At 60.0% G+C, this 13,702-nt stretch carries 9 protein-coding genes and 1 tRNA gene; 4 read left to right on the forward strand and 6 right to left on the reverse strand.

Annotated elements, in window-relative coordinates:
- Positions 1 to 126: 126 nt before the first annotated feature.
- Positions 127 to 3,057 carry an isoleucine--tRNA ligase gene (gene ileS, locus F8A10_RS11950; RefSeq protein WP_152367433.1) on the forward strand — a complete coding sequence of 977 codons (2,931 nt, stop codon included), beginning with the start codon at positions 127 to 129 and terminating at the stop codon, positions 3,055 to 3,057.
- Between the two features lie 56 nt (positions 3,058 to 3,113).
- On the opposite strand, the gene F8A10_RS11955 is transcribed toward ileS, so the two are convergent.
- On the reverse strand, positions 3,114 to 4,466 hold the full coding sequence (locus F8A10_RS11955) for a hypothetical protein (protein ID WP_010396322.1): 1,353 nt from the start codon (positions 4,464 to 4,466) through the stop codon (positions 3,114 to 3,116).
- A 487-nt stretch (positions 4,467 to 4,953) separates the two neighbouring features.
- Between F8A10_RS11955 and lon the strand changes: the two genes are divergently transcribed.
- The 3 genes from lon (at position 4,954) to F8A10_RS11970 (ending at position 7,898) form a co-directional block, all read left to right on the forward strand.
- A complete protein-coding gene (gene lon / locus F8A10_RS11960) occupies positions 4,954 to 7,371 on the forward strand; it encodes an endopeptidase La (protein ID WP_010396324.1) in 2,418 nt (805 codons plus the stop codon).
- Between the two features lie 73 nt (positions 7,372 to 7,444).
- Positions 7,445 to 7,765, forward strand: coding sequence for an HU family DNA-binding protein (locus F8A10_RS11965; protein ID WP_085503041.1), 321 nt, complete (start codon positions 7,445 to 7,447; stop codon positions 7,763 to 7,765).
- A gap of 58 nt (positions 7,766 to 7,823) precedes the next feature.
- Positions 7,824 to 7,898: transfer RNA gene (locus F8A10_RS11970), tRNA-Val, on the forward strand.
- Positions 7,899 to 7,994: 96 nt separating this feature from the next.
- On the opposite strand, the gene F8A10_RS11975 is transcribed toward F8A10_RS11970, so the two are convergent.
- From F8A10_RS11975 to F8A10_RS11995, 5 genes are all read right to left on the reverse strand, one after another.
- Positions 7,995 to 8,192: a hypothetical protein gene (locus tag F8A10_RS11975; protein WP_152367434.1), complete on the reverse strand. Its 198-nt coding sequence runs from the start codon at positions 8,190 to 8,192 to the stop codon at positions 7,995 to 7,997.
- Positions 8,192 to 10,399: a type VI secretion system Vgr family protein gene (locus F8A10_RS11980; RefSeq protein ID WP_152367435.1), complete on the reverse strand. Its 2,208-nt coding sequence runs from the start codon at positions 10,397 to 10,399 to the stop codon at positions 8,192 to 8,194. Before F8A10_RS11980 ends, F8A10_RS11975 begins: the two co-directional genes overlap by 1 nt.
- Positions 10,400 to 11,184: 785 nt before the next feature.
- The gene (locus tag F8A10_RS11985; RefSeq protein WP_152367436.1) at positions 11,185 to 11,991 is read right to left on the reverse strand and encodes a DNA adenine methylase; all 807 of its coding nucleotides are present in this window, start codon (positions 11,989 to 11,991) and stop codon (positions 11,185 to 11,187) included.
- Positions 11,992 to 12,038: 47 nt separating this feature from the next.
- Entirely contained in the window at positions 12,039 to 12,518 is a 480-nt protein-coding gene (locus tag F8A10_RS11990; protein ID WP_193668262.1) for a hypothetical protein, read from the reverse strand.
- A 116-nt stretch (positions 12,519 to 12,634) separates the two neighbouring features.
- Complete coding sequence (locus tag F8A10_RS11995) at positions 12,635 to 13,702, reverse strand: hypothetical protein (protein WP_152367438.1); 1,068 nt, start codon at positions 13,700 to 13,702, stop codon at positions 12,635 to 12,637.

The following is a 13,702-nucleotide window of genomic DNA, read 5'->3' on the forward strand; positions in this document are numbered from 1 at the left end:
GCGGTTATCTATAACCCCGGCATGTTCAGCAGGGCGTGGATTTTCCGAATTATTCGCCCGGCGGCGTAGGGAGTCCTCGCCGCCGGGTCATGCATGTCTGTCCTGCAAGCCAAGGATTCCCGCCAGATGAGCGATTCGACCACCGATACCCAGGCCGCGCCCGACTACCGCGACACCGTATTTCTGCCTCAGACCGATTTTCCCATGCGCGCAGGCCTGCCCCAGCGTGAGCCCGACTGGCTGAACCGTTGGGAAAACATCGGCATCTATGACCGCCTGCGCGAACGGGGTGCAGGGCGCGCACCCTTTATCCTGCATGACGGCCCCCCCTATGCGAATGGCAATCTGCACATTGGTCATGCGCTGAATAAGGTGCTGAAGGACTTTATCACCCGCAGCCAGCAGATGATGGGCCGCGACGCACGCTATGTGCCCGGCTGGGACTGCCACGGCCTGCCGATCGAGTGGAAGATCGAGGAAAAATACCGCAGCGAAGGCAAGGACAAGGACGCGGTCGATGTGATCGAGTTCCGGCAGGAATGCCGCCGCTTTGCCGAGCATTGGATCGGCGTCCAGCGCGAAGAGTTCAAGCGTCTGGGCATCACCGGAAAATGGGATCAGCCCTATCTGACCATGGACTATCACGCCGAGGCGGTGATCGCGGCCGAGTTCATGAAGCTTTTGATGAATGGCTCGCTTTATCAGGGATCAAAGCCGGTCATGTGGTCGCCGGTCGAAAAAACCGCGCTGGCCGAAGCCGAGGTCGAATACCACGATCACACCAGCCATACGATCTGGGTGCGCTTTGGGGTGGTGACGGCTGAAGGGCTGTGGGCAGAGCATACGGGTGCAAGCGTGGTGATCTGGACCACGACACCCTGGACCATCCCGCAAAACCGGGCCGTCGCCTATAACCCAACGATCGCCTATGGGCTTTACCGGGTCGAGGAAGTGGCCGAAAACGCCAGCGCCAAGACGGGCGAGCTGGTGGTGCTGGCCGATGCACTGGCTGAGGCAACATTGCGCGCAGCCAGGGCGGAAAGCTGGCAGCGCGTTCGGGATATCGCAGCCAGCGACCTAGAGGGGCTGGTGCTTGCCCACCCCTTCCGCGGGGTCGAGGGCGCGAATGGCGAATGGGACTATGACGTGCCCATGCTGCCCGGCGATCATGTGACCGACGAGGCCGGGACCGGCTTTGTCCATACCGCACCCAGCCACGGCGACGACGACTATCAGCTTGGCCTGAAATACGGGCTTGAGATGACCTACAACGTCGAGCCGGACGGCTCCTATCGGGCCGATCTGCCGCTTTTCGGCGGGCAGGAGATCCTGACCGCAGAGGGCAAAGAAGGCCCGGCCAATGTCAGCGTCATAAAGCAGCTGGCCTGGGCGGGTGCATTGCTGGCCAAGGGCAAGATCAAGCACTCGTATCCGCATAGCTGGCGCTCAAAGGCACCGCTGATCTATCGCAATACCCCGCAATGGTTCGCCGCCATCGACAAGCCGCTGGGTGATGGCATGGACGAATATGGCGCCACCATCCGCGAACGGGCGCTGGCCTCGATCGACCGGCTGGTGAACTGGACCCCCTCGACCGGGCGGAACCGGCTTTACTCGATGGTCGAGAACCGGCCCGACTGGGTGCTGTCGCGTCAACGCGCCTGGGGCGTGCCGCTGACCTGTTTCGTGAAAAAGGGCGCCCGGCCCGGGGATGCCGATTTCCTGCTGCGCGATCAGCGCGTCAACGACCGCATCATCGCCGCCTTTGAAAACGAAGGCGCGGATGTCTGGTATCGCCCCGGCTTCAAGGACGAGGTGCTGGCCGGCATCGTCGAACCCGGCGAGTACGAGCAGGTCATGGATGTGCTGGACGTGTGGTTCGATTCCGGTTCGACCCACGCCTTTGTGCTGCGTGATCGCCCGGACGGGACACCCGACGGGATCGCGGATGTCTACCTTGAAGGCACCGACCAGCATCGCGGCTGGTTCCAGTCCTCGCTCTTGCAGGCCTGCGCGACCAAGGGGCGGGCACCCTATCGCAACGTGGTGACGCACGGGTTCACGCTGGACGAAAAGGGCATGAAAATGTCCAAATCGCTTGGCAATACCGTCGCGCCGGCCGATGTGATCCGCAATTACGGCGCGGACATCCTGCGCCTGTGGGTGGCGCAATCGGATTACAGCGCGGACCTGCGCATCGGTCCCGAAATCCTTAAAGGTACCGCCGACGGCTATCGCCGACTGCGCAATACGCTGCGCTTCATCCTTGGCAACCTTGCCGAGTTCAGCGAGGCTGAGCGCGTCGACCCAGCGGATATGCCCGAGCTGGAGCGTTGGGTCCTGCATCGCCTTGCCCAGATCGACCGCGATCTGCGCAAAGGCTATGACCGCTTTGATTTCCAGGGCGTGTTCCAGTCGGTGTTCCAGTTCGCGACCGTCGATCTGTCGGCCTTCTACTTTGATATCCGCAAAGACGCGCTTTACTGCGACGCACCAGATGCGCTGCGGCGGCGGGCGGCGCGCTCGGTTCTGGACCTGCTCTTCCACCGGCTGGTGACTTGGCTTGCGCCCATCCTGCCCTTCACGATGGAAGACGTCTGGCTAAGCCGCTTCCCCTCGGAGGATGGCTCGGTCCACTTGCAGGACTTCCCGGTGACCCCCGCCGGATGGCTGGACGAGACGCTTTCCCGCAAATGGGAAGCGATCCGCCGCACCCGCCGCGTCGTCACTGCCGCGTTGGAAATCAAGCGTACCGACAAGGTGATCGGCGCCAGCCTGGAAGCCGCTCCGGTCGTGCATGTCGAGGATGCCGAGGCATTGAGCGCCCTGAAATCGGTGGATTTTGCCGAAATCTGCATCACCTCGGATCTGGCGCTGACCGCTGACCCCGCCCCGGGCGAGGCCTTCCGCCTGTCCGAAGTGCCGGGCATCGGCGTGGTGTTCGAGGCCGCAGAGGGCGAGAAATGCCAACGCTGCTGGAAAATTCTGCCCGACGTCGGCTTGCACGAGCATCCGGGCACCTGCGCCCGCTGTGACGCGGCTTTGCGCAGCGCCTGACAGACCATCGTATGGCGCGGGTTTTCATGCCCGCGCCATGCCCCCGACCAGTCGGGTCAGCGGAACCAGAGATCCGCGCGACGCAAGGTCTGACGAATTTTCTTTTCCGGCCATTCACTGCCGTTATCGCCAAACAGCGGCCTGACGCTGCTGCGCCCCTTGCCTTCGATGATAAGCTGCTTTGCCGCTTCGTCCTCGGCGAGGAAAGTCGAGATGCGGTAATCGGCGGCCAGATCCTCGATCAGTGCCACCACCTCATCGGATTCGCGGGCATAAAGCAGCGACAGGTTGCGGTAATGGCAGCTTGCCCAGCCGTCCAAGCCAGCCAGTTCGGGACCCGGGCGGCCTCCACCCAGCGAATGGATCACCAGCGGCAGAGTGATCTGATCAAGCCAGGGGTCAAGGCTTTGACAGGCCAGTGCGTCGCCCGGCTCATTCCGGATCGCCAGCGACCAATCAAGGAACCGGCGCCCGAACTCTTGCGGGTCGTTGCCAAAAAACCAGCCAGCGTTGAAGTAAAGATAACGTTCCCAATACTCGTCGGGCTGGCTTTTATCGAGCGAGCTTTCGTAATCCAGCCCAAAGCGGTCATAGAGCGATTTCCAGATATCGCCATAACCGGGACCGTAAAGCGGCGGCTCGGGCCATGTTCCGGTCCTGCGCATCGAGGCCGAGGGGCGAGAAAAGTCGATCTCCATCCGGTCCAGCGGCCCGGTAATCAGCGTATCGCTGTCAAAAAACATAAAGGGCTCACCGGCTGGCAACAGCGACAAGGCTTCGATCTTGTTGCCATAGGGGTAGCCTGCACCGAAATGCTGAGCAGTAAAGGGCAGGATCTCCGCCCCGAATGCCGCAATCGCGGCGCGTTGCAATGTGGGGATCTGGGTATCGGTGCCCGCCCATGGGCCCTCGGGTTTAGGTTCGGCCACGATCAGCCGTCCGCGCCAATCGGGTGCATTGCGACGCAGGCTTGCGGCGAACAACGCCGCCTCGGACCCCAATCGCCTGCCCTGCCCGATCACCAGGATGTTAAAGGGCGGGGTGCCGGATTTAGCCACCGGCTCCGCGGCCGACTCTGGGGATACGAGCAGCGGAGCGACCGAGGACGGCAGGGATGTCGCTGCCTTGGGTGCAGCACCTGCCACAGGCTGCGCGGGCAGTTTGCCAGAGGCTTTGGCAGCAGCCTTGCCCGTCGCTTTGCCGCGCGGCTTGTCCTGGGTTCTGTCGCCCGGTTTTTCAGGCGCTTGTTCTGATTGGGCGCGATGGGCGGCGCGTTCAGCCTGACGCGCAGCGCGCCTTGCCTCCCGTTCGGCCTTATTGGCCGCCTGACGCGCCGCACGCTCTGCGGCCCGCGCGGCGGCATCCCCTTTGGCCTTTTTGTCGTCCTTATCCTTGTCGTTACTCGTCATCGTTACCCCACATCAGGAATGCCTGCGTGACAGCTCATAGCAATAACCGGGAATGTTATTCCAGAGATGTGTTCAACCGGAAATCAGCAGCCAAAGCGGGATTCGTCTGTATCGTAACGAAAGAAATCCAAATGTGCAAAGCCGCCCGTGCCAGCTATATGGATAAGATAAGTTATAAATTCAATTGATTAGGCAGGGTCTATATCCTGTCATCCTGACCCGGGAACCCGCCAGGAAATTACCCCTGAGCATCCGGGTAATCTCTTGTCCTCTGCAAATCCGAAAACTCTGCGCGCCATGGTGATATTTGCCGAACCGGCACGTCCGCTTCTTGTCGCGCCTGGGTTCCTTTTTCACGGCATCAGGAACAAATTGCGAACAAATAGCCCATTGAACCTGCTGCACGGGCTTCCTATCTTGTCTGCCAGCAGGGGGCGCAGACTGCCTGCCTTAGGGGTTGCGTCTCTTGGCGAGAAAGGACTGATTCATGAACGAATTCGCTCAAACCACCCATCCGGTCCTGCCCTTGCGGGATATCGTGGTGTTCCCGCACATGATCGTGCCCCTGTTCGTCGGACGCGAAAAATCGGTGCGGGCGCTTGAGGCCGTGATGGAGCAGGATCTTCCCATCCTTCTCGCAGCCCAGAAGGATGCGGCCATCGATGAACCTGCCGCCGAGGGCATCTTTCGTACCGGGGTGCTGGCGAATGTGCTGCAGCTGCTGAAACTGCCTGACGGCACCGTAAAGGTGCTGGTCGAGGGGCGTGAACGGGTGCGGATCACCGATTTCGTGCCTAATGACGCTTATTTTGAGGCAACCTGCGAAGCTCTGACCGAAGAGCCCGGCGATGAGGATACTCTGATCGCCCTGACCCGCGCCGTCTCTGAAGAGTTCGAGCGTTATGTCAAGGTGCGCAAGAACATCCCCGAAGAGGTTGTTTCGGCCGTCGCTGAAACGCGCGACCCTGCGCGCCTTGCCGATCTCGTCAGCGGTCACCTGGGTATTGCGCTTGATCGCAAGCAGGATCTGCTTGAGACTCTGAACACTGCCGAGCGGCTTGAAAAGGTCTATGGGCTGATGCAGGGCGAGATGTCGGTCCTGCAGGTCGAGAAAAAGATCAAGTCCCGCGTCAAGACGCAGATGGAGAAAACCCAGCGCGAATACTACCTGAATGAGCAGATGAAAGCCATTCAGCGCGAGCTGGGCGATGGCGAGGACGGCTCGAACGAGCTCAACGAGCTGGAAGAAAAGATCAACCAGACCAAATTCAGCAAAGAAGCTCGTGAAAAGGCAGAGGCCGAGCTGAAAAAGCTGAAGTCGATGTCGCCGATGTCGGCCGAGGCTACGGTCAGCCGCAACTACCTCGACTGGCTGCTGTCGCTGCCTTGGGGCATCAAGTCGCGTATCCGCAAGGACCTGGGCAAGGCCGAAGAGGTTCTCGACGCCGATCACTATGGGCTTGAAAAGGTCAAAGAGCGGATCGTCGAGTATCTGGCCGTACAGAACCGCTCGACCAAGCTCAAGGGTCCGATCCTTTGCCTCGTCGGCCCTCCGGGTGTCGGTAAGACCTCGCTTGGCCGCAGCGTTGCCAAGGCAACTGGCCGCGAGTTCATCCGTATCTCGCTTGGTGGCGTGCGCGATGAATCCGAGATCCGCGGTCACCGCCGGACCTACATCGGTTCGATGCCGGGTAAGATCATCCAGGCCCTGAAAAAGGCCAAAACCACGAACCCGCTCATCCTGCTCGACGAGATCGACAAGATGGGTCAGGACTTCCGTGGTGATCCTGCCTCGGCCATGCTGGAGGTGCTGGATCCCGAACAGAACGCGACTTTCGTCGACCACTATCTTGAGGTGGAATACGACTTGTCAAACGTGATGTTCGTGACCACGGCCAACAGCTACAACATGCCGGGACCCCTGCTCGACCGGATGGAGATCATCTCTCTTGCCGGCTATACCGAGGACGAAAAGCGCGAGATTGCGCGCCAGCATCTGCTGCCCAAGCAGATCAAGGCGAACGGGCTCCGCAAAGGTGAATTCTCGGTCTCGGACGAGGCACTGACCCATGTGATCCGCTACTACACCCGCGAGGCCGGCGTGCGCTCACTCGAGCGCGAGATCGCCAAACTGGCGCGCAAGGCGGTGACCGACATCCTGAAAGGAAAGGTCAAATCTGTCGATGTGACGCCGGAAAAAGCCGAAGAGTATCTGGGTGTGCGCCGGTTCCGCTATGGTCTGGCCGAAAAGGATGACCAGATCGGCGTGGTGACGGGGCTTGCCTGGACGCAGGTCGGTGGTGATCTGCTGCAGATCGAGGCGCTGCGACTACCCGGCAAGGGTCGCATGAAGACGACCGGGAAACTGGGTGACGTGATGAAGGAATCGATCGACGCAGCATCGTCCTTTGTCCGTTCGATCAGCCCTGAATTGGGAGTGAAACCACCCAAGTTCGAGAGCATGGACATTCACGTCCACGTTCCCGAAGGCGCAACGCCCAAGGACGGCCCTTCTGCGGGGATCGCCATGGTGACCTCGATCGTCTCGGTGCTGACCCAGATTCCGGTGCGGAAGGATATCGCCATGACCGGCGAAGTCACTTTGCGCGGCAATGTGCTGGCCATCGGTGGGCTTAAGGAAAAGCTGCTGGCGGCACTGCGGGGTGGTATCAAGGTGGTGCTTATCCCGGCAGATAACGAAAAAGACCTGGCCGAGATTCCGGCCAATGTGAAGGAAGGGCTGAAGATCATCCCGGTCAGCCATGTGCGCGAAGTGTTGCAACATGCGCTGGTGCGGATGCCTGAGCCCATCGAATGGGATGAAGCTGCCGAAGAAGCCGCCGAGGCCAGTCGGCTTGCCGCCACTCGCGATCAAGGCAGTGGCGGCGCGGCAGTCGCCCATTAAAAGAACGGAACCGCGCGGAGTCTCTTCGCGCGGTTTTTTCTTGACCGAAACTCCGGGGGAAAGGAGTTCGCTGATGGCAAGATCGAAGAACCGGTCAGAAAAGGTTGGCCCTGCCGAACCTGAGACCGCAAAGGTTCTGCAAAAGCGCCAGCTCATGACGCAAGTGGCGCGCCGAACCGGCCTACGCAATAGCGACGTCAAGACCGTGGTCGAGGCGACGCTTGCCGAACTTGGCGATGCCATGGCTTTGGGTATGACGCTGGCCCTTCCACCCCTGGGCCGGGCCCGGGTCAGCCGGCGCAACGACAGCTCAGGAGGCGAGGTCATCACCCTGCGCCTTCGCCGTCGGCTGCAGGGCTCCGATAAAGACGGTGAGGACGTCAGCGGCGCATGAATTTTTCGCAGGAATCCTCTTGCAGCTTGCCCATGCTGCAGCTATCTAAGCGCGCATCGGGCGATTAGCTCAGCGGTAGAGCGCTTCGTTCACATCGAAGATGTCAGCGGTTCAAATCCGTTATCGCCCACCAGTATTCTGAAGGCGCTAGGCAAGGTTTAACAACCCCTTAGCGCCTTTTTTCATCCCCTTCCCGACATCTTGTCACCATTTCCGAAGATGTCCGCGGTCACCGCGCGGTCACTCGGAACCGCTGGGGATCAGGGTCCTGCCATTGCAACGGCATCTGCCGATCATACCATCGCGCCAGCCCGTCCTGGACATGCTCGAACGTACCGCGCAGCGTGACCACGCAATCCAGATCGCCGTTTTGATCAAACTGCCGGAAGGCGAGGCCGGGCAGCGGGGTCGGGTTGATCAGCTCCATCAGTTCATATCGATCGGCTTACCGCGCATCTGGAAATGATCCGAGGCAACGAAATTGAAGGTCTTGCCGAGGATAATTACCTCGCCGTTCGACTTCATGATGAACTTGCTGTCGCCGCATTCGATCACGAATTCCTCGCCGACGGCGATCTTCTTGTATTTGCCGACACTTTCCAGCGAGGTCGCGCCAACGTTCGTGACCTTGGACATCCCGATCTGCTCGGCCCGCGCGATGCCGATGGTGTCGGACTTGAAACTTCCCACGATGGTGTTCATCACCCCCGGCAGCGGGAAGAGGCCGCCTGCCGCCTCGCCCACGCCGCTGCCGGCATCGCCCAGGGCGCGGCCGGCATCGGGGCGGTCGCTCTCGCCGCCGACCACGCGGCCCCGACTGCCGAGTCCCCCGGCACCGAGGAAGCCGAGCGCCGAGGAGGCGACCGTCCCGGCAAAGAGATCAAGCCCCGGCCCGGCACCGCCCGCAGCCTCGCCCGCCTGCTTCAGCAGCCCGGCGGTATGGCCCGCCAGCCCGCTGACGGCCGCCATCAATGCAAAGGCCGAAATGCCGGTGCCGCCCACCACGGTATTCATCGACCCGCCGATCTCATGTTTCTGGTTGCCGCCCACTTCAATGGCGCGGTTCCTGCCGACAGCAGCAACCTCGTGTCGATCCACCCGCTTGATGCGATCGTTCAGAACCCGTGTCGTCTGGTCCTTCTGGGCGTGGAAGAACATGTTCTGGATGCCGTTCTGATCCTCGAAGGCGATCTCGTTGAAGCCCTGCCCCTGATGAGTGTTCGAGCGCCAGACGGCCTTTGTCTTATGCTCCGGCAACGGATAGGGCGTATCGTTCTTTCCATTGAAGACATTCCCCGTGACGATTGGCTTGTCCGGATCGCCTTCAAGGAACTCGACGACGACCTCCATGCCGATGCGGGGGATGACCATGCCGCCCCAGCCTGCTCCGGCCCAGTTCTGCGACACCCGGCAGCGCATCGAATGCGCGGCATCGAGGTCCCAGTGGAACCGCACCAGGATGCGGCCGTATTCGTCGCAGTCGATCTCGCCCTCACCCACCACCATCGCCGTCTGCGGGCCATGCACCACCGGCACCGCGGTGCGCCGCGGAGGTGCCATCGGAGCCGTGTCGGGCATCAGCACGTAGCTGCCCGTAAAGGCATAGCCGTCGCTGCCCTGACCACCCGAGCCATAGGCCTCAGACACGAAGTGGTGCGATGCTGACAGGCACAGGTAGCTCTCGCCCGTGCCGGGGATCCGGTCGCCCGACAGCGTCACCCGCTTGCCAGACCGCAGGCTCAGGCAATCGCCCACCGCCCGGTTGCGACGGTCCGCGCCACGTTCCTGCGACGTGCGCAGGCCCGCAACCAGCTTGCCCACGTCCTGCGCCAGATAATCGCCGGGCCAGTCGAAGCTCTCGATCTGGCCCTGCGCATGGGCGGCATCGCCCAGCCGGTCGACCTCCATCGCCTGGTCAGGATGCTTGAAGTTATAGTCGGTCAGCCGGATGGCCCCGGTGGTGATGTTGCGCTCGGGCGTCCAGTCCCAGAAATGCTCGCCCTCGGCCTGGTGGTGGCCGTCGTAGCTTTTATAGGGCCGCGCGCCGATCGTCTCATGCGCCAGAACGTCATCGGTCAGCACCAGCGTGTGGCTGCCCATGGCGTGGCGGAAATGAAAGCTGATCCCGTGCCGCTCCATCTGGCGGCGGGCGAAGTCGAGGTCGCTCTCGCGGTACTGCACCGTGTATTCCAGCACCGGATAGTCCTGCGACAGCTGCACATCCAGCGCCGGATCGCCGAGCTGGGCATAGTCCGACAGCAGCTCGCGCAGGATCTGCACCACGGTCCTGTTGTGAAAGATCCGCTGGTTGCGCCGCCGCCCCGCCAGCCAGAACCACGGGCGCAGCACCAGATCATAGCGGTGACCGTTCTCGCCCACCCCGGCCCATCGCGCCTGCGTGACGATGCCGTCAAAGGGCTGGGTGCCCTCACGGCCCTCGATCTCGACCGTGGCATGGGTACCGATGAGCGCGTCGAAGTCGAGATCATCGCGGGTGGCCAGCGCCTCGACGCGGTATTCGAACAGGTCGTTGAGATGGTCCGTGCCGTCAAAGCGCAGAAGCGCCAGCATGTCAGCGCCAAGCGCGGTCGTCAGACGGCCAAGACGCTCGGTCTGGCGAAGGGGGGCGTTCATAAACAAGCCTCGTCGGGAGGAAACAGGTCAAACTAAGTTGCTGAAAGTGTGCATGACCAAGCCGGAAATGCCAAGACTGCAATATTACCAAGCACGCGAGATGGGCGCGGTCACCATTCGGTCACCAGCCTCGGATTCGACCGGATTGCACGATCTTCGACGCCTTTGCACCTTCGCGCTACCCGGAGCCCCGCGTCCCCCGACGCCTCGGATCCCGCACTTTCGTGCCGTCTCGTGCCATCTGCTGCAATGGAGTGACAAAGCAATTTCTGGCTTCACATCGAAGATGTCAGCGGTTCAAATCCGTTATCTCCCACCATTATTTTCAACGACTTAGACCAGAACATGCGAAGTGCGCCTAAGTCGATTGAACCTTCCCTGCGGACGCAATCACTGTTGTTTGACACGAATATCTGCAGGGATATGCGAAGAGGCCCGAAGACCTGCGAAGACCTGCGAAAGGCCAGTAAAATAGGGCCGTGCGGGGACAACGAGGCCGGTGACGAGGCCCGGGCGGTTGTCATGCACTAAGGCTTGAAAAGAGCTTCAACAGGGGTGTGAAGGCCCGTGGCTGTGAAGTGCCGACAAGGCCAAAGATATCAGCATTTGCGAGGGGTTGAGAGGCCGAGCTGGCCTTGTGTGCGGGCTGCTGAAGCAGCCGAACATGGAAATCCGGCGGAAAGTTCGGCTTGGCGTTTCCATGTTCCGTTTTATTGTGCGCTCTCAATGAGATAGGCCGGGGCTATCAGGAGGCACCCGCCACAGAACATGGAAACGATTTTCGGTCAAACAGGCCGGTTGCTGATCAGCAACTCGGCCCGTCCACCGGTCGGGTCGTTGTGTTTGGCGCTGATGGTATAGGTGGTGCGAACCTCGGTAAGGTGAAAGGCTGCGAAGATCGCGCGCACTTCGGGTAGGTCGTTCAGAGACAGGATGAACCGCCCGCGAATCCCGGCCAGCAGCCGGGCCATGCGCTGGAAATCGGCGCGCTCGAACAGCGCCTTGCCGTAATCGTCCTCGCAGCCCCAATAGGGCGGATCGAGGTAGAACAGCGTCTCGGCGCTGTCATAGCGTGGGATAAAGTCCGACCAGTCCAGGCACTCGATCACGACGCCAGCGAGGCGGCTGTGCAGGTCTTCCAGCATCGGCTCCAGTGTCGTCAGATTGAACCGGCCGGGGCGATCCTTGCTGACCCCGAAGTTGCGGCCTGAAACCTTGCCGCCGAAGGCTGTGCGCTGAAGGTAGAGGAAGCGTGCAGCGCGTTCGAGGTCGGTCAGTGTTTCGGGATCGACCCGCACCAGACGCTCGAACTCGGCCCGGGTGGTCAATTGGAATCGGAGCGTGTCCAGGAATTGCGGATAGTGGCGCTGGAGGATGCGGAACAGGTTGGCGATGTCGCGCCCACGATCATTGATCACTTCGGCTCGAGGCTTGGTCGAGCGGCGCAGGAAAATGCCGCCCATGCCCACGAATGGCTCCGCATAGGTAAGGCAGGGCGTGGCGTCGATGATGGCACAGATGCGCTTGGCGAGGTTGCGCTTGCCGCCCAGCCAGGGGGCGACAGGGGCGGTGGGCGGAATGGTAGAGAGCACGGCGGGTCCTGTGGTTCGCAACGAAAATGGAACATAACAGGAACAATCTATTCGATCGAGCCGGATTTGTCACCTTTCCAATCGCTACGAACAGGAACACTTCCACCTTGTAGGTTTGAGTTCTTCATCGCCTTCTGAATATCTCGGCCACGCTCAACCTCCTCCAATGAGGGTGACGAAGAAGGCCCAACAACAAGTTCATCCACAATAGTTTTTTGCAGCATAACGATGTCAAGATCGCGCCACACCACATAGGCCATCCGAGTGGCGGTCAAGGTGAGCGAAAATCCTAACAATGCACCTACGGAATTTCGTACCCAAGCTGGCCATAGCATGAAGGTCTCAAGTCCTGATCCAATCATAACAAGCACGGTCGCAAGGCACACCCCGGCAAGAGCCAAAACACCAAGGTATTCTGCAGATACGTCATAGACCGCTTGAGAAAGACGCTTCCGCCTGTCGAGCGGAATGCTTTTCCAGTCGAGAGTTGGCAAGCCCCTGTTTAGCCGAACGAAAATTGCGGCCATCACTATCGACAATGTTGTGGTCAGGGAAGGAAGTACCGCGAAAATGCGACACCAAGGCCCCCACATCGCAATTGCGACGCCTATGACGCAAGCTGAAGCGATGTGGACAACCCGTATCATTTCGCCTTTATTTTCCCGTCTTCCAAGAACCTCAGGTACACCTTTTGAATCTGCTCTGCGACATTGTCGAAATCAAGGAGTGTTCCGCCTTCGTTCGATACGGCGAAAGGCATGCGCATACGCAAAATCGCATCGCCATCCTTGATTTTTCCAAATTTTCCTTCAATTTCCACATGCGCATCGGTTTCGTCGGCTATAGCAGAGGCAATCTCCTTGACGTTCTTTAGAGTGGCTTCCGTCCGCGCGCCTTTCACCCTGATCTCGGCCTCTGCTGCGATGTATTCCTCAGGACCCAGAGAACGCACCAGCCTGTTCACCTGATCAGGTCCGAGCACTGCCTCCACGATACGCATAGCAGCGGAATGAGTCTTATGCTCAGCGCGAACTCGCCTAGAGTAGCTCTTCCGCTGCGGAACTGCGGAAGCAGCCATCTCGCCAGTTTCGACGGGAACCTTAATACCCTTAGGTGAATTCCCTTTGATTTTTAAGGATCTAACTTGCCCAACGCTATCTTCTCCTAGCACGGCGGCATCAAGCTCAATCTTGAATAGATCCGAGGTTATGACTGTGCCAGGCGGGCCGAAAACACTGATCAACCAAGCGAGATACTCAATGATTTGCTTGGGCGTAACAGTCTGAAGGGTAATCAGAAAGAGATGATCACCTACTGCTAGCCAGTAACCAATTCCTCTGATGAAGTGAGTTCCGTTAGGTGCTTCAGCTTCGGATAGGTCGAAGAATGCGGTATCGGTCTCGTCCGTTAGAGCCTTAGTTTGCGCCTCCAACCTTAACAAGGCTTGCAGATCTTTCTCATGGACGCAACAAACCTCGCCGAAGATTGCAGTTTTAAGATCTGCGACGCGGTTCATCAGGAAGCGTCGGCCTGTGAAATCGCCGTTTGCAGAACTTTCTAACATAATGCGGTCTGCAGGCCTAAGCCAGAGCGGCTTAGCTTCACGATCTTTCCCACTTAACGCAAGTCTGCAACCCTCTTCTAAGCTCCCGATTTGCTGGCCTTTTGCTGCAAATGTTCGGTAGTGAACCATATGATAACTTACTGACAA

The organism is Paracoccus kondratievae, from assembly GCF_009301415.1.
GTDB lineage: Bacteria > Pseudomonadota > Alphaproteobacteria > Rhodobacterales > Rhodobacteraceae > Paracoccus > Paracoccus kondratievae.